General features: G+C 60.9%; 18 protein-coding genes and 3 pseudogenes. 10 read left to right on the top strand and 11 right to left on the bottom strand.

Annotated elements, in window-relative coordinates:
• Window positions 1-325: 325 nt before the first annotated feature.
• Together XH90_RS35280 and XH90_RS35275 are read right to left on the bottom strand one after the other, a co-directional pair.
• Entirely contained in the window at window positions 326-1,198 is an 873-nt protein-coding gene (locus XH90_RS35280) for a S1/P1 nuclease (protein ID WP_164934264.1), read from the bottom strand.
• A 1,200-nt stretch (window positions 1,199-2,398) separates the two neighbouring features.
• Window positions 2,399-3,742 (bottom strand): LLM class flavin-dependent oxidoreductase, encoded by a 1,344-nt coding sequence (locus tag XH90_RS35275; RefSeq protein ID WP_128929947.1) that lies wholly within the window; start codon window positions 3,740-3,742, stop codon window positions 2,399-2,401.
• A gap of 253 nt (window positions 3,743-3,995) precedes the next feature.
• On the opposite strand from XH90_RS35275, the gene XH90_RS35270 reads away from it, so the two are divergent.
• From XH90_RS35270 to XH90_RS35240, 7 genes and pseudogenes are all read left to right on the top strand, one after another.
• On the top strand, window positions 3,996-4,268 hold the full coding sequence (locus XH90_RS35270; protein WP_128929948.1) for a hypothetical protein: 273 nt from the start codon (window positions 3,996-3,998) through the stop codon (window positions 4,266-4,268).
• 114 nt (window positions 4,269-4,382) lie between these two features.
• On the top strand, window positions 4,383-5,312 hold the full coding sequence (locus XH90_RS35265) for a TauD/TfdA family dioxygenase (protein WP_128929949.1): 930 nt from the start codon (window positions 4,383-4,385) through the stop codon (window positions 5,310-5,312).
• Window positions 5,313-5,339: 27 nt separating this feature from the next.
• Entirely contained in the window at window positions 5,340-6,395 is a 1,056-nt protein-coding gene (locus tag XH90_RS35260; protein WP_128929950.1) for an ABC transporter substrate-binding protein, read from the top strand.
• Window positions 6,392-7,267: an ABC transporter ATP-binding protein gene (locus XH90_RS35255; RefSeq protein WP_206733218.1), complete on the top strand. Its 876-nt coding sequence runs from the start codon at window positions 6,392-6,394 to the stop codon at window positions 7,265-7,267. The genes XH90_RS35260 and XH90_RS35255 overlap by 4 nt, the downstream gene beginning before the upstream one ends.
• Complete coding sequence (locus XH90_RS35250) at window positions 7,260-8,135, top strand: ABC transporter permease (protein ID WP_128929951.1); 876 nt, start codon at window positions 7,260-7,262, stop codon at window positions 8,133-8,135. The genes XH90_RS35255 and XH90_RS35250 overlap by 8 nt, the downstream gene beginning before the upstream one ends.
• A 40-nt stretch (window positions 8,136-8,175) precedes the next feature.
• A pseudogene (locus XH90_RS35245) lies at window positions 8,176-9,791 on the top strand (FAD-dependent oxidoreductase).
• The gene (locus XH90_RS35240; protein ID WP_128929952.1) at window positions 9,788-10,108 is read left to right on the top strand and encodes a ferredoxin family protein; all 321 of its coding nucleotides are present in this window, start codon (window positions 9,788-9,790) and stop codon (window positions 10,106-10,108) included. The pseudogene XH90_RS35245 and the gene XH90_RS35240 overlap by 4 nt, the downstream one beginning before the upstream one ends.
• 278 nt (window positions 10,109-10,386) lie before the next feature.
• Here the strand turns inward: XH90_RS35240 and XH90_RS35235 are convergent, their stop codons facing one another.
• Window positions 10,387-11,610 (bottom strand): type II toxin-antitoxin system HipA family toxin, encoded by a 1,224-nt coding sequence (locus XH90_RS35235; protein WP_128929953.1) that lies wholly within the window; start codon window positions 11,608-11,610, stop codon window positions 10,387-10,389.
• Entirely contained in the window at window positions 11,603-12,121 is a 519-nt protein-coding gene (locus XH90_RS35230) for a helix-turn-helix transcriptional regulator (protein ID WP_249798546.1), read from the bottom strand. The genes XH90_RS35235 and XH90_RS35230 overlap by 8 nt, the downstream gene beginning before the upstream one ends.
• 537 nt (window positions 12,122-12,658) lie before the next feature.
• On the opposite strand from XH90_RS35230, the pseudogene XH90_RS39235 reads away from it, so the two are divergent.
• Together XH90_RS39235 and XH90_RS39230 are read left to right on the top strand one after the other, a co-directional pair.
• A pseudogene (locus XH90_RS39235) lies at window positions 12,659-12,919 on the top strand (Fic/DOC family N-terminal domain-containing protein); the annotation flags it as partial.
• Window positions 12,920-12,923: 4 nt separating this feature from the next.
• Window positions 12,924-14,012, top strand: coding sequence for a Fic family protein (locus XH90_RS39230; protein ID WP_308421745.1), 1,089 nt, complete (start codon window positions 12,924-12,926; stop codon window positions 14,010-14,012).
• 496 nt (window positions 14,013-14,508) lie between these two features.
• On the opposite strand, the gene XH90_RS35220 is transcribed toward XH90_RS39230, so the two are convergent.
• The 7 genes and pseudogenes from XH90_RS35220 to XH90_RS35190 all read right to left on the bottom strand — a co-directional run bounded on the left by XH90_RS35220 (window position 14,509) and on the right by XH90_RS35190 (window position 18,785).
• Entirely contained in the window at window positions 14,509-14,907 is a 399-nt protein-coding gene (locus XH90_RS35220) for a type II toxin-antitoxin system HicB family antitoxin (protein ID WP_128929955.1), read from the bottom strand.
• Window positions 14,908-14,912: 5 nt separating this feature from the next.
• Entirely contained in the window at window positions 14,913-15,101 is a 189-nt protein-coding gene (locus XH90_RS35215) for a type II toxin-antitoxin system HicA family toxin (RefSeq protein ID WP_128929956.1), read from the bottom strand.
• A gap of 75 nt (window positions 15,102-15,176) precedes the next feature.
• Window positions 15,177-15,803 carry a UPF0149 family protein gene (locus XH90_RS35210; RefSeq protein ID WP_232995571.1) on the bottom strand — a complete coding sequence of 209 codons (627 nt, stop codon included), beginning with the start codon at window positions 15,801-15,803 and terminating at the stop codon, window positions 15,177-15,179.
• A complete protein-coding gene (locus XH90_RS35205; protein ID WP_128929539.1) occupies window positions 15,800-17,359 on the bottom strand; it encodes an IS66 family transposase in 1,560 nt (519 codons plus the stop codon). Before XH90_RS35205 ends, XH90_RS35210 begins: the two co-directional genes overlap by 4 nt.
• Window positions 17,360-17,409: 50 nt before the next feature.
• Window positions 17,410-17,764: pseudogene (tnpB, locus tag XH90_RS35200) on the bottom strand (IS66 family insertion sequence element accessory protein TnpB).
• Complete coding sequence (locus XH90_RS39930) at window positions 17,761-18,234, bottom strand: transposase (RefSeq protein ID WP_128929538.1); 474 nt, start codon at window positions 18,232-18,234, stop codon at window positions 17,761-17,763. The pseudogene tnpB and the gene XH90_RS39930 overlap by 4 nt, the downstream one beginning before the upstream one ends.
• Window positions 18,235-18,410: 176 nt before the next feature.
• Window positions 18,411-18,785: a hypothetical protein gene (locus tag XH90_RS35190; protein WP_188637391.1), complete on the bottom strand. Its 375-nt coding sequence runs from the start codon at window positions 18,783-18,785 to the stop codon at window positions 18,411-18,413.
• 68 nt (window positions 18,786-18,853) lie between these two features.
• Here XH90_RS35190 and XH90_RS35185 point away from each other — a divergent pair, with 68 nt between their 5' ends.
• Complete coding sequence (locus tag XH90_RS35185; RefSeq protein WP_128930197.1) at window positions 18,854-19,183, top strand: EAL domain-containing protein; 330 nt, start codon at window positions 18,854-18,856, stop codon at window positions 19,181-19,183.
• Window positions 19,184-19,326 lie beyond the last annotated feature (143 nt).

Below are 19,326 nucleotides of genomic sequence, written 5' to 3'. Positions count from 1 at the left end.
CTGCGGAGGCGATCCCCTGCACGATCCAGCTGCGCGGAAGTGGGCGGATAGCCCGCTGTGGCCGCCGTCCAAATAGCGCAACAACGAAACCGTCCCCGAGAGCTGGAGCCGACGGTCCTCTCATCTCGTCCAAATGCTTCGTCGTCGACTGCATTTCCAGCCTTGGTTTCATCAAACGAGCTGGCGGTGCTGTAGCAGCCGACGCCACCTCTAGGACGCAAATAAGGGCGCAGAAATATCAAATCAACGGCGGCGTTTCGCGTTGCCTTCGAGAGATGAACAAAGTTGTGATCGGACGCGTCTGTTGGTCAACGCTCGCCTCACATCACGAATCTCCAAGTGCATCCTCAAGGATGGCTTTCAATCGCGCAGCTCCCTTTGCCAGCTCGCCATCAAGATCTGATTTGACGGCAGCGGCATACTCCGCTCCGAGCTCAATGGGATGACCAGCGTCGTTCTGCTCCGGCGCACCTTGAGGCAGAAGCTGATAGGCCCTTATCCCGAGCGCATGGGTGTCATTGGCCCAAGCAGCGATGCGTGCCTCATCATAGGGAGCGGGCTCAACCGCCGGCAACGATGCACCGTCGATTGCGTCCGCATAGCTTCCCCACGAATAGGCCTGAAGGTCGATCAGAGAATCATCCCACATGCTGTGAAACGTCGATGCGCGCGTGTATGACGTTCCATCCGAGCGTTTGGCACGCAATATGACGTGCAACTTGTTACCACCCTGGTCGCCATCCCGTTCACTTGCGTGAAGCGGTTGCTCAAGATCACCCGCAAGATGAACCACCAGCTTGAGCGCACGCAGCCTGTCGTCCTTACTGCGCGAAGTGTCCTTTAACACCGCAATCGCCTCAGGCAGGCCCCGCACGATGCAAGTGCCCTGATTGTTTGCCTCATTGCAGTCCAGCGCGGAATCATAAGTGGCGCGGGCGACATCGATGTCGACGAAGTGCCAGCGATACGTGTTCTTCCCTTCTGCCGTGAACTTGTAGTCGTCAGCCCAGTTCGAGATCGACGCCAACGAGGTCTCTCCGATCAGGTCCTTGAGCTTGGTCGTGGCAGCCGGGGTGAGATGTCGCTGCGCGAGCTCAGCAATCACGGAATGCCCGAGCTGTCCCCACGCGAGCGCAGTCGACGTGCTGCCCGCCAGGATGGTAATGCAGGCGGGAAGTAGAACTCTAAGCTTTGTCACGGCAACCTCCAAAAAACGCATCGCATGTCAAACAGATGGTTGTGTCGGCTCTCGCCGCATCTCGCGGGCACGGCGGAACGTTTCCGCGGATTGGGCTGTCTCAACGCTTCCGATAGCGCTGCTCACCGCGCTCTGCCCTCGACCGGCGCCGGCGGATAGTTCTTCGAATCTGACTGACGAGATAAACGCCCCAAATGATCAGCATCTTGCCAACGCATTCCTTGCTCCCGCCAAGCCTTAAGGTACGTTGACAGGCGGCATGGCTTCCGTCGGACGCAACGCGACACTCTCACGCTGGTGTCCGCGCACGGCCAAGATAATTGCAAAGATGGCAAGGACAATCAGAGACCCACGCATGTCGAAAGGATACTCCCGAACTCTTATCGCAATTATGAAGCCGCTCACATCTACCTGGACGGAGGTTCTGGACCATCTTGTACGGCCAACGTCCAAGCAGCTTAAGTCGTATGCCAAGCCTTAAACGAGGCCTGCTGCTGCAACACGCCTCAGTCGTCTCGAGCAGTGTCCAAAAAATGCATTTTCAACGCGCAATAGCCGAAAAAGTGCGAGCAAGCGGGCTAACAACAGCCGCTCCAAACCTGCTCTGATTCGAAGCTGGCAGAGACAGCTGAGGCACTCATGCGCGAACATGATCTCATCTCAGGAAGCTTCCTGGGCCTGACTGGAGCGGGATTTGTCCTCCTGTGCGCAAGCCTGTTTGCATTCACCTTTTTATAGAGAACCGCTAGATCGGAGCCGGCGCGGATCAAGCCACAGTTACTTTGATGTTTCGGTCTGGGCAGAGACGTGCGCTGGCCTTCTGCTCTTCGACTTCTAATTGCAATGATTTTGTTTGAAGGCGCCGTCAGGCGGAGTCTTGATGCTCCCGACCAAGAGAGGAACCCGATTCGTCCGTTTTGAACATGAACATCGGATGACCCTCCTGGCAGCGGACGGGCGATGGTGGCGCAACTGTATACTAATCGAGGCGTCCGAAACTGGCGCCCGCGTTCTTATCGACGGATCGCCAGACGTGCTGCGATCACGGCATTTTTTCTTGCTGCTTTCAACGACTGGCTTGGCGTTTCGGCGCTGCGAATTGGTCAGGCTGGACGGTTCTGAGGCGGACATTCTGTTCAAAACCGGCAACGCACCTTGCTGAAGAGACGACGTGCGCACGGCCCGACTGGTTTTCCACCCTCACGCAATGGCCCGCACGGCGCCCGAGAACAGGCTGGCCGGGCGGCTCAAACCGTAGTGATCGCGCAGACTGCTGCCCGCATAATCACGGCGGAAGAGGCCGCGCTTGCGCAAGATCGGCACGACCTGTTCGGCGAACAGGTCGAACCCGCCCGGCAGCCACGGAGGCATGACGTTGAAACCGTCGGCTGCGCCGTTCTCGAACCAGGTCTGGATGTTGTCGGCGATCTTTTCCGGGGGGCCGGCGATGACCCAATGCCCGCGCGCACCGGCGAGGCGCTGCACCAGCTGGCGGATCGTGGGCTTTTCGCGATCGATGATGTCGACGATCAGCTTGAAGCGGCTGGCAACGCCATGCGCACCGTCGGTATCGATCAGGTGACGTGGGAAGGGGCCATCGAGATCAAAGCCGGCGAGGTCGAGCCCGGTCATCTGGCGGAGCTGGGCGAGCGAGAACTCCGGCTGGATCAGCGCGTTGAACTCGTCCTGAAGCCGGTCGGCCTCCGCTTGTGTGCTGGCGATGAACGGCGAGATGCCGGGCAGGATCTTGATCTGGTCAGGGCTGCGATCGAACGCACGCGCCTGCCGTTTGATGTCGGCATAGAACTCCTGCGCGCTCGCCAACGTCTGGTGCGCCGTGAAGATGGCCTCGGCAAAGCGCGCTGCGAAGGCGCGTCCGTCCTCGGAAGAGCCGGCCTGGACATAGACGGGCCGGCCCTGCGGCGTCCGTGAGACGTTGAGCGGGCCGCGCACGCGGAAGTATTTCCCTATATGGTCGATCGCGTGGATCTTGCTGGTATCAGCGAAAATGCCGGAGACGGGGTCATTGACGAGCGCATCGTCCTCCCAGCTGTCCCATAGCGCGGTGACGACATCGAGATATTCGCGCGCCCGCTCGTACCGCTCGTGATGCGGAGGATGCTCAGGCAGGCCGAAGTTCTGCGCTGCCTGTGGCGAGCTTGTCGTCACGATGTTCCATCCTGCACGCCCGCGGCTGAGGTGATCGAGCGACGCGAACAGCCGAGCGAGATTGTAGGGTTCGGTGTAGGTGGTTGAAGCGGTCGCGATCAGGCCGATGTGCGTGGTAGCCGACGCGATCGCGGCGAGAAGCGTGATCGGCTCGAGCCGGAAGCGCTGCGCGTAGCGGACGTTATCCGAGAGCACCGGCCCGTCGGCGAAGAAGACCGCGTCGAACTTGTGCGCTTCGGCGCGTTGCGCCAGTTCCTGATAGTAGGTGACGTCGAGAATGCGGTCCGTCGTCGAGGCCTTGTGCCGCCACGCGGCCTCGTGATGACCGTCCGGATAGATGAAGAAGTTGAGGGAAAGCTGGCGTTTGCTCATCATCTGGCTCGCAATGGTTGGTTATCTCCGGATCGCGGCGTCACCGCGCGCGTTGCAGTTGACTCTATGTCGATGCTCGCAAAGCTGTCGATGTAATGAATTTGCGTTGTTGTCGGCGAAGCGAGCATGAACGATACGAGCGCGTCGCTAGCGGGAGATGAGTGCGTTCGTGCTGGTGATCAAGGCAAATGAACCGCGTCGTTTCGTGCGTCCGTTGGCTCGATTTTGCTCGTCTTCGCGCATGTGAGGCGCTCGCATGGGCCGTCATGATCGCAAATCTTTCCGTGCTCGCCGTCCCAACGAAGCGATCATTGCGCGGCGCCGAAAACAACGCTGGTTTCGTTTCATTGACTGGAGCGCCATCGCTTTTACCATCGGCAACGTCCAAGCGAGGTCGTTCACCATGCGGCAATCCGATCCAAACATCGTTCGCAATGTGGCCCGGCTAATGGTGCTGTGCGCATCGCTTCGCACTGCGGCGATGGCGGAGAGCTGTACCGCCGGGATCCGCCTGCTGCCGACTGTCTAGCCGCCGACGTGATCCCCTAGGGCCAACCAGGAAACCACCCGTCACTGTCCGCCGCCGCCGGCATGACCGGCGTATGGCGGAGCTTTGTCCACGAATTCAATGAGAGATACGATCATGAGCAACCCGATCACCATCGACAACGTCATTCCGCGCGCCGATATCGTCAAACGTGCGGCCCGGCTCGGTGCCGAAATCCGGAACGTCAAATTATCAGGCGATTTGTCCGACGACGTCATTCGCGCCATCAATCATGTGCTGCTGGAGCACAAGGTCACCTTCTTCCGCAACCAGGGGCATCTCGACGATGCCGAGCAGGAGCGCTTTGCTATCAGGCTCGGTAAGCTCGTGCCGCATCCGACGGTCGGTGCGACCAAGGGCACTTCATCGATCCTGGAGCTCGATTCAGGTCGTGGCGGCGGTCGTGCAGACCAGTGGCACACGGACGTCACCTTCGTCGATGCCTATCCGAAAATCTCGGTGCTGCGTGGCGTTGTGATCCCGCCATACGGCGGCGATACCGTGTGGTCGAACACGGCGGCGGCCTATCTCGACCTGCCGGCGCCGCTGCGCAAGCTTGCCGACGAGCTCTGGGCGGTCCACAGCAACGCTTACGACTACGCGGTGAAGACGCCCGCGAGCGAAGCGGATCGCAAGCATTTCGACGAGGTTTTTACCGGCACGATCTATGAGACGGAGCATCCGGTCGTGCGGGTTCATCCCGAAACCGGCGAACGCACCCTGGTGCTCGGCAACTTCGTGCAGCGCTTCGTCGGCTTGCCGAAATATGATGGCCAGAAGCTGTTCGAGCTTTTCCAGTCCCACATCACCGCGCCCGAGAACACCGTACGCTGGACCTGGCAGGCCGGTGACCTCGCGATCTGGGACAACCGGGCAACCCAGCACTACGCCGTCAACGATTATGGCGATCAGCACCGCGTCGTCCGCCGCGCCACCATCGATGGGGAAGTGCCTGTCAGCGTCGACGGTCGTCACAGCGTGACGCGCGTCAAGGCGCCGAAGGCGCAGGCGCCCAAGGCCGCTTGATCTCCAACACTTGACCGGGTTTGACACATGAACTCTCTGTTTCAATTTTTTCAAGCGCGGCATCGTGCTGCACGGAGCGCCGCACGGCGGCTGCTTGTCAGCGCGCTGGCATTGGGCCTTGCCGCTCCCGCCTTCGCCGAGCCGCCGCTCGACAAGAGCGAGATCCGGTATCAGGGCTGGGCGGGGCAGGTGACCTTCATCGAGCTCGCCGACGACCTCGGCTATCTGGCGCCCCTGAAGCTGAAATGGGTCGGCAACACCATCAGCGGCCCACAGGACATCCAGACCGTGGTGACCGGGGATATCGACATCGGCGGGGCTTTCTACGGCGCGATCCTCAAGCTGATCGCGGCAAAGGCGCCCATCAAGGCCGTGGTCGGCTATTACGGCTCGGACGCCAACACCTATAACGGCTACTTCGTCAGGGACGACAGCCCAATCAAGACCGCGCGCGACCTGATCGGCAAGAAGGTCGCCGTCAATACGCTCGGTGCCCATCTGGAATTTGTGCTCCGCGAATATCTCGCCCGCAACGGCTTGACATCAGCGGAAGCCAAGCAGGTGACGCTGGTCGCGATCCCGCCGGTCAGCGGTGAACAGGCCTTACGCCAGGGCCAGGTCGAAGTGAGCACCCTTAGCGGCGTGCTGCGCGACAAGGCACTGGAGCGTGGCGGCATCCACTCGCTGTTCAACGACACCGGTCTGTTCGGCAATTTCACCGGCGGCTCCTACGTCCTGCGCGACAAGTTCATCAAGGACAATCCGGAGGCCTCACGCAAGCTGATCGAGGGCATTTCGCGCGCCATCGCTTGGGCGCAGTCGACGCCGCCCGAGGAGGTGCGCGCGCGCTTCGGGCGCATCATCGCGGAGCGCAAACGTAATGAGGACGCGACGCCGATCAAATACTGGAAGAGCACGGGCGTCGCGAGCAAAGGCGGGGTGATCTCGGATGCCGAGATCCAGGTGTGGATCGACTGGCTGGAGAAGGACGGTCTGTTCAAGCCGGGCCAGGTCAAGGCCTCCGAGACCTACACCAACGCCTTCAACTATTTCCGTCCCGGCAAGACGGCGGAGGCCCAGTGACCCAAGCGAGCCCGATCAAAATCAGCTTCGAACACGTCCGCAAGGAATTCGTGACGCGCGGCGAGGGAGGCGGCCCGTTGGGCCGTTTCACCGCCCTCGAGGACATCACGCTCGATGTTCGCACTGGTGAGTTCCTGGCCCTGGTCGGTCCCAGCGGCTGCGGGAAATCGACCCTGCTCGATCTGTTGGGTGGGCTGACGACGCCGACCAGCGGCCGCATCCTGCTCGACGGGCGGCAGATCAAAGGGCCCGGCCGCGACCGCGGCATCGTGTTCCAGCAATACGCGCTGTTTCCCTGGCGCACCGCCCTGGAGAATGTCGAGTTCGGGCTCGACATCGCCGGGCTGAAGGCCGCGCAGCGACGCGAGATCGCGCGGCATTTCCTCGACCTCGTTGGCCTGTCCGGATTTGCCAGCCGCTATCCGCACGAGCTCTCCGGCGGCATGAAGCAGCGCGTCGCGATTGCCCGCAGTCTTGCTTACGATCCCGAGGTGCTGCTGATGGACGAGCCGTTTGCCGCGTTGGATGCCCAGACGCGCGAGACGCTCCAGACCGAGCTGCTGCGGATCTGGCGCGCCACCGGCAAGACCATCGTCTTTATCACCCATGGCATAGACGAGGCCGTAGCGCTTGGCCAACGCGTGGCCGTGATGACCTCGCGCCCGGGCCGGATCAAGCAAATCTTCGACATTCCGGCCTCGCTGCGCAGCGAAGATGAGGACGTGCGTTCGCTGCCGGAGTTCGGTCAGGTCAGGCACGAGATATGGAGCCTGCTCCGGGAAGAGGTGCAGAAGGCGCAGCAGGGACAATCGAGCCGCCCCGCCGATGTCCGTCGCGGCAACAGTGACGTGAAGGAGATCGCGCATGTCTAGCCTTGAAACGCTGACGCTGCTGGAGCTCGCGCATGGGCGTCCGAACGCGTTGTCAGGCGGAGATCGCGCATCCCCACGGATCGCCGGCCGGCTTCATGCTGCCCTGCGCGCGCTCGGCGCATTGGGGCATCGCTCGCTGCTGCTCATCGTGCTGCTGTCGGTGTGGGAGGTTGCCCCGCGACTTGGGGTGGTCGATCCGGTATTCCTGCCGCCGTTCTCCGAGGTGATTGCCGCCGGCTGGCAGCTCGCACAGAGCGGCGAGCTCTATGACGACGTGTCAGCAAGCCTGCTGCGTGCCTTGAGCGGGTTTCTGATCTCGGTTGCCTTGATCGTTCCGCTTGGCCTTCTCGTCGGCTGGTACGCGCGGCTCGGCAATCTCCTGAACCAGTTCATCGAAATCTGCCGTAACACCGCGCCGCTGGCGCTGCTGCCGGTCTTCATCCTGCTGCTCGGCATCGGCGAGATGTCGAAGATCACGATGGTAATCTACAGTTGCGCCTGGCCGCTGCTGCTCAACACGATCGCCGCCGTCAAGCAGGTCGATCCGCTCCTGATCAAGTCGGCGCGCACCATGGGCGCGAGCCCGCAGCAATTGTTCCGCAAGGTCATTCTTCCGGCAGCGCTTCCGACCATCTTCGTCGGCATTCGCCTCGCCAGCGCCTCTGCCATGCTGGTGCTGGTCGCCTCCGAGATGGTCGGGGCGAAGGCGGGGCTCGGCTATCTCATCATCAACAGCCAGTACAGCTTCCTGATCCCGCAGATGTATTTCGGCATCCTGGGCATCACTGTGATCGGGCTGGCGTTCAACGCTGTGCTCGAGGTGATCGAGCGGCGCTTCATGCGCTGGAAGGCGCCGGTTTCGGCGTGAGCGCGCCAATTGTAATGGTTCGAACTTGGGGACGTGTTCAATGACCAACCAAATCCATCGCGCCGAGCGTAGGTCCGCACCTTCAGGATCGGTCGAATATGATGCAGACGTGCTGGTGCTGGGTGGCGGGCCCGCGGGCACCTGGGCAGCGGTAAGCGCGGCCGAACGCGGCGCGCGTGTTGTTCTCGCCGATAAGGGCTTTTGCGGCACCTCGGGCTCGACCGCGGCGGCGGGAACCGGCGTCTGGTACGTCGATCCCACGCCGACTGACCGCGAGGCGTCGATGGCGAGCCGCGAGAAGCTCGGCGGATATCTTCAGGACCGCCGCTGGATGGTCCGCACGCTCGATCTCACTTTTCAGCAGAGCAATCGCCTCGCCGAATGGGGCTATCCCTATCCCGTGGATGACCACGGCAAGTCGCAGCGCAACTCGCTGCAAGGCCCCGAATATATGCGCTTGATGCGCAAGCGGACCAAGCAGGCCGGCGTCACCGTCCTCGATCACAGCCCGGCGCTGGAATTATTGCTCGACGAGGCCGGGGCGGTTGCGGGCGCGAGCGGCCTGCGTCGCCAGAAGCAGGATCGCTGGACCGTGCGCGCCAAAGCGGTGGTGATTGCGACCGGCGGCTGTGCGTTTCTGAGCAAGACGCTAGGTTCGAACGTGCTCACCGGTGACGGCTATCTCATGGCCGCCGAAGCCGGCGCCGAATTCAGCAGCATGGAGTTTTCCAATCCCTACGCGATCTCGCCGGCGTTCGGCTCGGTCACCAAGACGCTGTTCTATGGCTGGGCCAACTTCACCTATGAAGACGGCAGCTGGTGCTGCATCCAAAGGCGGTCGTTCCGCGATTGCCCGAGCCCTGCTTCGGGGGGCCGGTCTATGCGCGGCTCGACAAGGCCGACGCGGACGTCCAGCTGCACATGCGGGCCTCGCAACCGAATTTCTTCCTGCCCTTCGACCGCACCGGAATCGATCCGTTCAAGGATCGTTTTCCGGTTACGCTGCGACTGGAAGGCACCGTGCGTGGCACCGGCGGCCTTCGCATCGTCGACGAGACCTGCGCAACCACCGTCCCCGGGCTCTATGCCGCCGGAGATGCGGCGACGCGCGAATTGATCTGCGGTGGCTTCACCGGCGGCGGCAGCCACAACGCCGCCTGGGCGATGACGTCGGGGACGCTGGCCGGGCAGGGCGCCGCGGACTACGCGCGGCAAGCCGCTGACGGTCGAGAGCTGTCCTCGGCTGGAACGGTCGGCCTCCGGAGCCGGTCGCGGCGCGCATTCGAGCCGGCCGCGCTGGCGCGAGCCGTCCAGGACGAGGTCTTCCCCTATGAGCTGAATTATTTCCGCGAGGCCTCACGGCTCGGTGGTGCGCTGGCGCGCCTCGATGCCGCCTGGCGCGATGTCTCGGAAGCAGGCGCTGCCGGCGCGGCCGAATTGCTCCGCACGCGTGAAAGCGCGGCGATGCTGGCCACAGCGCGATGGATGTACCGCAGCGCACTGGCGCGTCAGGAAAGCCGCGGCATGCATCGTCGTGACGATTTCCCCGAGCAGGACCATCGGCAGCGCCACTACCTGACATCGGGCGGCCTTGACGAAGTCTGGACCGCCGTCCGGCCCCATGCCGAGGCGGCTTACGCGGAGGCTGCGGAATGATCGAGGTCATCGATAGCGAGCGCTGCACCTCTTGCGACATTTGTGTCGCGGTATGTCCGACCAACGTATTCGACAAAACGGACGGGCTTCCGGTGATCGCGCGGCAGAGCGATTGCCAGACCTGCTTCCTCTGCGAGCTCTATTGTCCTGAGGACGCGCTCTACGTCTCCCCTTTTGCCGATGAGACAGAGCGGGTCGATCTTGTCACCGTCAAGGAGGCCGGGGTGATGGGCAGCTATCGCCGTGCCGTCGGCTGGACCGACGAGACGAGCAATCGGCGCAACGCTGATCGCAGCTACCTCCTCTTTGTGCATTGAGGACAGTGCATGCATTCGCTCCCGCTCCGCCATCAATGCGACTAACGTTGCGGCGTAGGTGCGTAACGCGATGGAGGCAACTTCGCTGGGATCGACGCATAGATCTGATAGAAACCGTCAATGACGGTCTACTCGCAACTCAAGAATTTCATATCCAGCGCCGGGCGAGGCTCGCCTGACCCCACAGTCCGCGCGCAGGGACTTCATCGAATTCAAATAACCAGTGGGAAGGAAGCGTCTCTCACTCTATTCTGTCAGAAACCCCGGCTATTCAAGCCTTAGAGCTCCTTGTAGATCGGGATCGTCTCGGTATGTGCATCGATGACTTCGATGACTTGTCGTTGCAGCGGGAGTTCTGTCTTGCGCTCCTTCCAAAGTTTCTTGAAGCGCTGCACCGTTTCCGCAGCCGTTTCGAGCGCAAGCGTCTCCGACATCTTCGCCTTGGCAGCCAGATGCGCCAGCTCGTCCTTTGAGAATTCGGCCATCTTCTTCGTGCGCGAATAGTTCAACGCCATCTTGTCGTCCGGGATGTACGCAATAGTCGAGAGCAGATCGTAGGCGGGCGACAGGACGGGTGTCCGCCCATCAGGGTAGATCAATGACCAGTTCTTCAGGTGCATGTCGGCGTTGCCGATCAGTGTGCTGAATACGAGTCGTCGGACGAACTCGGCGAGGTCGGCCTCACCAGTCTCAATGCCGAGGACACGCGCGATGCTTCGGTAATTCGCCTTGTCGTATTTTTCATCCGGAAAGACGCCGAATACCTGAGCGAAATCCTCCATGTGGACCGGAGCATCAGCCGTGCGGTCGAACCGCTTCACGGCAAACGCCCGCCCCTCGAGTTCGCCGATTCCGTCCGGAAGACCTTTGATTGCCTCGACGTCGATCAGTTGAAGCTCGGGCACATCCATGCCGATGTCCTTCGCCAGGGTCATCATGGAGTATTCGTTCTCAGGCACGCCGATATACTGATGTGACGGTAGCTTGACGATCCATGAACCGCCGACACCTTCGACCGGAATAGTGAGTCCGCCCTTCTTGGGATCATTCTTGAGCGCGGAGAACTTCAGCTGCACGCCCGCAAGCGAGAAGCGCATCATGTTCTGCCGTTTATCGGGCGTAAGATTCTCCTCGACCTGGGGGGGCAGCGCGTCTCCATCGGCCGGGTGGACCGACAGGGCACCCGGAAGGTCTCGGCCCAGCATCCACAGGAGGAAGAACTCGCGCCGTTCCTTCACGCCCGCCCGTTCCGCAAGATAGCGACGAAGCGGCCCTTCCGGCAGAAGATTGGAGAAGAATGGCGCGAGAACTTGTTGATACGGTTTGAACGAGGTGAGCAGATTCCCGAACGAGTCCTTGAAAGACAGGCTCAAGGTGGAACGGTGGGCGTCATCGATGTAGGTCTGATTGAAGGCGAGCAGCGAACGATCGCCCTGCACGAGTGTGAGAGTCGCGATCGGGGTATCGTGCAGGTGGACATTTAGAACGGATACGTCAGGCATCGTCGTCCTCATCGTCGAGAGCGTAGGCGGGGCGAGGGGCTTCTTCGGGATGAGCGACCCTGTTGCGTACACCCTGTAACGCGCCTGCAGAATCTTCCAGCAGAGCCCTGGGTATAGGTTCGACGCTATAGGGACGCAGGCTCTCGACGATATCTGAGACAAGTGCCAGGTCGGTTTTTGAAAGATGGACCTGTTTCAGAAAGCGAAAATATTCGGCGATGCGGTCGAGGGTGGCTGAACTGCCATAGCGTTTCCTTTGACCAGAGACGATGCGTTCGGCCTTGCTGAAGACATCCGACGATCCTTGTTCGGACGAGAATTCGGCAGCGTTTGATCGCAGTAAGCCCTCTATCGCGGGAAGAAGTTTCTTCGGCACAAGGACGAGCTCCAGGTCGAGCGCCCGCGCCATCTGCATGAAGCTCGACAGGCCCGGTTCGAGGCGACTGGTCTCGATTTGCGAGATGTGCGCCTGGGTCATACCCGCGCGGGCCGCCAGCGCGCGTTGGCTCATGCCCGCCTTTGCGCGCTGAGCGGAGGCGGCTTTGATGAGCTCTTCACTTTGGTAAGTCACAATATATTATCCTGATCAAATAAGTCATTCGATCTGTATTATATATCGAAACGCCGACATGTCTCAAGCTGACCGATCAGTATTGTTATCAAGCAGCCATCATGATAAGTAAAATTATCGATGAAGCGCGGACGAATTTCGCTTGCGCGCGGCCTTCGCCGGGCCGGCTCTTGACTAGGCCGCCCGGCCCAGGCCCTGCGGCGTTCCCGCCCGCGCAAGAAACTGCGAAAAACCTAGCTGCCTAGACGATCATCGCTGCCATAGCCGAGAGGCGAACGGATCCATCGTGGACCGATAACGAAAGAGACTTTGAGAGCCTCAGATCCATCAACCCGCTTTGCAAAGGCCGGAACTCATAAACACGAGGGAATTGCTTCCTTGCGAACCAAAATAAAGCCTCAGCGATCGCGGTGTGTTATGGTTTTTTGCAACAACCCAAAATATAACTAGCAAAATTAGCCTCTTAGTTTGGGTTCCATGAAGCGTAGCGATCTCAGCCGCACCATCCGGGAAACCCTAAAACGGCTTCCGCCACCCTACGATTCCCACTACGGGATCGTTCCACCGGCACCTCCAGAGGACGGCGTATTCGCCCCCGGTGCAGCGAAAGCCCTGGAAGCGGCACAAGCGGCATTCGGGACGGTCAACGCCATCCTTACCAGGCGCGAGGCGGTCAGTTCCTCGTCGATCGAAGGCACCCAGAGCACTCTCGACGAACTGCTTTCCGTCGAAGAGACGGGCGATGACGGCGCCCGCAACGAGGCACGCCAGGTCTGCAGCTACGCCGTCGCCCTCGATAGGTTTGTCCCGCGGGCCACCGAGCTTGGCTACGGCGTCTTCACTATTGATCGATCAAGGATCTCCATCGCGCGTGATGAAGGACGACCCGGATTATCAGGACGATCCCGGCGACTTCCGAACGCGCGTAGTCTGGATCGGCGGGAACAAAGACATCGCATATTCAAGTATAAATCCTCCACCCCCACCCGACGTGCCAGATTGCCTCGCTCAGGCGGTCGACTACCTCCGGAACGAGGGCATGCAGCAGATGACTCAAGGGTTCATCACGCGCATGGCCATTGCGCACGCCCATTTCGAAGCGGTACACCCCTTTCGCGCCGGCAACGGTCGCGTGGGTCGTCTCCTCCTCCCGCTCATGATGGCGGCGGAGAAGCGTGTACCGCTGTACCTTTCTCCCTACATCGAAAGCAAGAAGGGCACGTACTACGCATCCCTCAAGAACGCCCAGCAGCGGCTCGACTGGGAGCCGATCATCACGTTCATGGCCGACGCCGTGACCGCCACCGTTGAAGAGCTCATCCGCACCCGGCAGGCGCTGTCGGAGTTGTCCGAACGCTGGAGGGGTCGCCGGAAATTCCGTAAGGGTTTCTGCGGCTCTTCGGGCGCTGGACGAGCTTCACAACTATCCGGTCGTGACGGCGAAACGGCTCCGCGAACTTCTCGACATCTCTACCGCCCAGATCAACCAGGGCATCGCGCAGCTGGAAGAGGTGGGCATCCTACGGGAGCGGACCGGCTACGCGCGCAACCGCGTACGCCGCCTCGGAGGCGCTTGCCATCATCAACCGCCCGTTCGGCGAAGAGCCGGTTCTCGCAAACGTCAGTCCCGAGGTCGGTCCTGACAAGATCTCGGTCGGCCCCAAGGGGCCATAGAGCGAATTCCGGAAGATGGCTGCGGCTCAGAATCGAAGAGGCGCTCCGGCTGCTTCATCGAAATAAATCCGTTCTCTTATGCCGGTATTGGCGGATGAAAAATTTAGAACTGGCAAATTTGGAACTATGGGCAGGCAAACTATGCCGCGAGAGCTAAGCGGATCGTCCAGGTGGTCCACGGCCATGGATGCTCGCGTCATGTTCAACCGCGGCCTTCTTCGCATCCGTCGCAACTGGCCGACCACTGTCCACGCCGCCGGCCTTTATTCGGTATTGGCTATCCGTTGAGCCTACGGCTGGCCGTCTGACAACGAACTCGGCCCCCGCAACCGAATTGCTGCCGGAGCCGGAATTCACCTCGTCCAAATGCTTTCGCCATCAAACTGCAATCCCACGCCTCGTTCCATCGAACGTGGCTCACGGTGCTGTCGACGCAGATCAAGGCGCGCAGGCTCGGAGTGCCGAGGAGTCCGGGGGTGCAACGTAACAGTGCCGGGGACCACGCTCGTGCCGATCGGCAGAATTCAACCTGCGTCTCGGCATGTCGCTTTGAACAGCGTCAACATCGCATCGGCCCACATAGCGGTGCCCATTCCGCAATGCGTCCGTCTGATCGTATTGCGGTCTTTTTCGAATGAACTCAGAGCCTTGATTTAGGCTGCTTCTCCTATGAGTCTCTTCGCGGCCTGAGTTAGGAGGCCCGATCTCGTAAAGCCGTGCGCTTCAGCATATTTGTCGATCTGATTCAGAACGTCCTCAGGAAGGGTGACATTCACACGTATAGCCTTTGGTTGTTCGGGTTTGACCGACACCAAAATAGCTACCCCAGTTCGATGATCAGGATCTGCCATAACATCCTCTAGAGTAGAGGGCTCCGGAATGGCTTCTCCATCTTCAGCAAGACCCTCGATATGAAGGGTGAGGGCTTCCTCTGCCATAGCACGAGCGTCATCAAGGCTTTTGCCTGCCGTGATCACTCCGGGGAAGTCTGGAAATGAGACGCCGAAATCGCTGTCGGCATCCTTATGGATAAGACCAATATAGTTACGCATGGCGCTTACCTCAGTTTGAGACCTGACTGCTTTTCAATACTCTTCAGTGTCCCGAGTGGGACATCCCGTTCGGGGTGCGGAACAATTACGCGACCCTTCTTGAATGGATGTTTGAACTGCACATGGCTGCCTTTCCGGCCCACCTCAAACCATCCATCCCCTTGAAGGATCGAGATAATTTCCCGGCTTTTCATAGTGTGTATTTATACACACTATGTGTAGACTGTCAACCCAATGGTAACCGGTATGAGCTCCCACGTCTGCAGTGATCAGCCTGTGCGAGCGTAGCGGGTCGGCATCCAGTACTGACGCATGGCCTCGACGACGTCCGGAATGTCGGCATGGGCGTTGCGCAGGAATTCCTCGGTCTCGCGGCCTTTCCTTGGTGGTCCAAGCAGTGGACGCCCTTGATCGTCGACGCAATGCAGCAGGATGGGCAGGAGCAAGCCGTGGTGTATGTTGCTGACGTCGAGCAGTGGGCCCCAGGCTGATAGTCGCAACCGCATGGCGGCATGGAATCCCTGACACCACGGCCGCGCATCAACGTCGCCATTCGGCTTGCGGCCATGGACCGGTGCGAACCGATGTGGTGCGGTGGAAAGAACATTACTGATGTCGTTGTGGCGCAGCGCGACGGCCGAAATCGCGGCGAACTCCGGCGTGCCGCCATGGTTGAATGCGTCGGCGTCGATGGCGAGCAGCGGACAGATCCAGTCGAGCGGACTCATCGACACCGGCCCGGCCACGATCGCGGCGACATAGCCGTCGAGCATGGGAAGACTGGTGGCGACGGGATGCTGCTCGGCACGAGCCTGTAGCCAAGGCTCAAGTTCGTCGAGCGGCATCGCGGCTGCCGCCATCGATGATGAAGATGATGAACGGCGGCGGCGGGTCATGCGGCCACCCGTGCGCTGAGCTCGCGGGTCGCCTTCCAGTTCCAGGGGAGAAGTTCGTGCAGCTGGTGGCTCTTGGTCTGACCGGAGACGATGCGCTCCAGCACATCGGCCAGATAGGCCTGCGGATCGAGTTCGTGGAGCTTTGCCGTATTGACCAGCGACGCAAGGATTGCCCAGCTCTCGGCGCCGCCCTCGCTGCCGCTGAACAATGAGTTACGGCGCCCCATCGCAATCGGGCGCATTGAACGCTCGACGGTGTTGCTGTCGACCTCGACGCGGCCATCGCGGAGAAATAGCGTCAGTCCGTCCCAGTGATTGAGCGTATAGTTGATGGCCTCCACTAGCTTCGATTGGGAGAACAGGTGGTCGAGCATCGAGGTCAGTCGCGCCTTCAGCACCTCCATCAGCGGTGCGGACCTGGTGCGGCGGGCGGCAAGCCGCTGTTCGGCGCTCAAGCCACGGATCTCGGCCTCGATGGCGTAGACCGCTTGCAGGCGCTCGATCACTTCGTGAGCGAACGGCGACTGCATCGTCTTGTACACCTCGACGAATTTGCGTCGGGCATGCGCGAGACAAAAAGCCAGCTGGATCGCCCCGCCTTGACCGCGGGCAAGCGCTTTGTAGGCGGCATAGCCATCCACCTGCAGAATGCCGGAGAAGCCGGCCAATTGCCCGGCGATCTCCTCGGTGCCGCGGCCATCCGCAAACACATAGGCGACCGCCGGCGGCGATGGGCCACCCCATGGGCGATCATCCATCGCATGCGCCCAGAACTGGCAGATACGAGTGCGATGTCGTCCGGGATCGAGCACCGGCATCGGCGTCTCGTCGCAGAACAGCCGCGGCGAAGCCTGGATCGTCCGCAGCTGAAGCTCATAAAGACTCTTAAGCCACCATGCCGCACGCTTCACCCAGCCGGCGAGCGTCGCGCGGTCGAGATGAAGGCCCTGACCGGCCAGGATCTGCACCTGGCGGTACAGCGGCAGATACCAGGCGAACTTCGAGATCACCACGTGAGCCACGAGTGCCGTCGATGCCATGCCGCTGTCGATCAGACGCGGCAGCACCTTCGCCTGCACCACGCCGTCGGTGCAGCCGCGGCAGGCGTATTTGGGACGAATCGTGCGCAGTACCCGCAGGATCGCCGGGATCACGTCCAGTACCTCGCTCACATCCTCGCCGATCCGGTGCAGAAGGCCCTGGCAGCACGGGCACGCTGTCGTGTCTGGCTCGAGCACCTGCTCGCAGCGAGGCAAATGCTTGGGTAGCGCGCCGATGTTGCGCCTCGCCTTCTTGCGCGGCTTCCCAGCCGGCTTCGTCGCAGGCAAATCGTCGTTGGCTGGCGCAGGTGATGTGACGCCAGTCGCGAGATCGTCCAGTTCGAGCGCGAGCTGCTCGGCCACGATCGCCGCCAGCCGCTCTGAGCGCTTGCCGAAGATCATCTCCTTCAGCGTCTGCATCGCCACACGTAGCTTCTCGTTCTCGGCGTCAAGCGCGAGCACCATCTCGGCCAGAGCCGCTGCATCGGTCGGAAGAGCTTCGGGACGAATCGCCATGATCGAACGATATATCCGCCCATCACAGGCTCCAGCAAAATCTTCGCCTCTCAGCCGACAACGGCCGGCTGCTTCACAGGCTTGTGTGAAACACGCGTCCACTCAAGTCCGTCGAGCAGCATCGCGAGTTGTGTCGCACTCAGATGCACCACGCCGTCGCGGACCGGCGGCCAGGTGAAGTGTCCCTGGTGCAGCCACTTCGTCACCAGCACCATGCCGCTACCATCCCATGCCAGAAGCTTCACTCTGTCCGCGCGCTTGCTGCGGAACACGAAGATGTCGCCGCAATACGAGGTTCGCGTGCAACGCTTCGCTCACCAGCGCCGACAGCGTGTGCACCGACTTGCGAAAGTCGACTGGCTGTGCCGCCAGCACCACCTTGAGGTCAGACCGTAATGCAATCAACGGATGCCCCGAAGCGCCGATAGCACTGTCGAAAGCGTCGCCAGCTCCACTCCGGGCTCGACCCGGATGCGTGCCCCGCCCAGCTCGATCTCGATCATTCCGCCAAGCTTGCCTGGAGCCGATGCCATCTGCGGCGGCACCTTATGCGCGCACGCTAACCGGTCCGACTCGTCTGCCGTCGCCGGACCGCTCTCGGAAGCGATCCGGACCGGCACGAAGCCTGGCGCCTGAAAGCTCACTGCCGTCGCGAACTTGCGCCGCCACACCGTCAGCAACCCACGGACAACGCCATGGCGCCGAGCGACCTCGGAAATATTGGCCCCTTCCTCGAAGCTCTCGGCCACGATCCGAGCCTTCTCTTCAGCCGTCCAGCGCCGTCGTCGACGCTGCCCTGTGATCACCTCGATCCGACGATAGGAGCCGCTTTCCTGCCTGGCATCAAGCCTGGCTTCATGCATGGCATCTGCCATAGCCCACCTCCAAAAAACAGTTCATGCCAGGCTGTATCGCAGCTCATTCGCGCGATGCCCAGGTGGGGGGCTCATGCCGGTTACACCCAATGTTGACCCCAGGGTTCCGCCTTCGATACCGGAATTTCTGAGGCGGCGGTAACAGGACCGAATCTGCAGCGGGCTGGCGTGTGGCTCTAAGCGGTTGGCTGATACAGTGTTGGAAACCAACGATCGACAACCGCAGTTGGGAAGCCGAGCTTCACCGGCGAGCGTGTTGTGGACGAGACGAGGTAACCCTTTTCAATAAGGGAGTTGAGCACCGCCCGCGCCTGGCGCTCTTTGTAGCCGGTGAGGCCGCGCGCAGGGCCCCGAGCATATTCGCCCGCCATGACCGCTTCGCGCAGCAAAGGCCATGAACCCTTTGGAAGGCGCTTTGCACGCGTCTCCTCCTCGGTCCAAATCTCCATCCGCCTCAGTAATTCTTCCGGCTCCAAAAGCCCGGCCATGAAGTTGACCTGGTCAACACAGGTGGCCAGGAAGAATTTGCAGAAATCAAGAAGCCCTGCCATCGTAAGATTGCCTCGGCTATCGAGGTCGCCGCGACGCGGCTCGTCAGCAGCCTGCAGATAGGCGTGGTATTCCTCGTGAAGCCAAGTCAGTCGATTACCTCCACGCTTTCCTATTCGATCGCATCAAAGTCGATCGCCCCTTCGTCGCGGAGCTTGGAACCAACCAGCGCTCCGACGCGATCATGCGTGCCATCGTGAGCAGGACCAGGAGTCTTGGAATACCGCTGCTGGCCGAGGGTATCGAAACGGAGCAGCAATGGTCGTGGTTGCCCAAACTCGGCTGCAACGCAGCACAAGGCTATTTGATCGGTAGGCTAAAACTGCCACACGCCGTTTTGTCCCACATGATGAGTGGCAGGTCACGTCGACGAAAGATGGGGCTTGGGCACTCCGTGTAATGCACATTGTAGCATACCGTTCGGGACCGTGAAGATCATGAAGTCTGCTTGATTTGCCGATGACAGCAGATCTTTCTGGTCGCTTTCCGTGACGCGCCTTTTCTTATCATTTTTCGAAATAATTTCGATCGGGAAGTGGGCAT

The sequence above is a fragment of the Bradyrhizobium sp. CCBAU 53338 genome, assembly GCF_015291665.1.
Taxonomy (GTDB): Bacteria; Pseudomonadota; Alphaproteobacteria; order Rhizobiales; family Xanthobacteraceae; genus Bradyrhizobium.
The sequence above is the reverse complement of the archived record's forward strand: the minus strand, read 5'-3'. Positions and strand labels throughout refer to the sequence as shown.

Coding starts and splice junctions, on each gene's coding strand:
- XH90_RS35275 (WP_128929947.1), bottom strand. CDS start 3,742: ATGATGAGCAAACGCCAGCTTTCCCTCAACTTCTTCATCTATCCGGAC.
- XH90_RS35270 (WP_128929948.1), top strand. CDS start 3,996: ATGGGCCGTCATGATCGCAAATCTTTCCGTGCTCGCCGTCCCAACGAA.
- XH90_RS35265 (WP_128929949.1), top strand. CDS start 4,383: ATGAGCAACCCGATCACCATCGACAACGTCATTCCGCGCGCCGATATC.
- XH90_RS35260 (WP_128929950.1), top strand. CDS start 5,340: ATGAACTCTCTGTTTCAATTTTTTCAAGCGCGGCATCGTGCTGCACGG.
- XH90_RS35250 (WP_128929951.1), top strand. CDS start 7,260: ATGTCTAGCCTTGAAACGCTGACGCTGCTGGAGCTCGCGCATGGGCGT.
- XH90_RS35240 (WP_128929952.1), top strand. CDS start 9,788: ATGATCGAGGTCATCGATAGCGAGCGCTGCACCTCTTGCGACATTTGT.
- XH90_RS35235 (WP_128929953.1), bottom strand. CDS start 11,610: ATGCCTGACGTATCCGTTCTAAATGTCCACCTGCACGATACCCCGATC.
- XH90_RS35230 (WP_249798546.1), bottom strand. CDS start 12,121: ATGAGCCAACGCGCGCTGGCGGCCCGCGCGGGTATGACCCAGGCGCAC.
- XH90_RS39230 (WP_308421745.1), top strand. CDS start 12,924: ATGACGGCGCCCGCAACGAGGCACGCCAGGTCTGCAGCTACGCCGTCG.
- XH90_RS35220 (WP_128929955.1), bottom strand. CDS start 14,907: ATGCGTAACTATATTGGTCTTATCCATAAGGATGCCGACAGCGATTTC.
- XH90_RS35215 (WP_128929956.1), bottom strand. CDS start 15,101: ATGAAAAGCCGGGAAATTATCTCGATCCTTCAAGGGGATGGATGGTTT.
- XH90_RS35210 (WP_232995571.1), bottom strand. CDS start 15,803: ATGACCCGCCGCCGCCGTTCATCATCTTCATCATCGATGGCGGCAGCC.
- XH90_RS35205 (WP_128929539.1), bottom strand. CDS start 17,359: ATGGCGATTCGTCCCGAAGCTCTTCCGACCGATGCAGCGGCTCTGGCC.
- XH90_RS39930 (WP_128929538.1), bottom strand. CDS start 18,234: ATGGCAGATGCCATGCATGAAGCCAGGCTTGATGCCAGGCAGGAAAGC.
- XH90_RS35190 (WP_188637391.1), bottom strand. CDS start 18,785: ATGGCAGGGCTTCTTGATTTCTGCAAATTCTTCCTGGCCACCTGTGTT.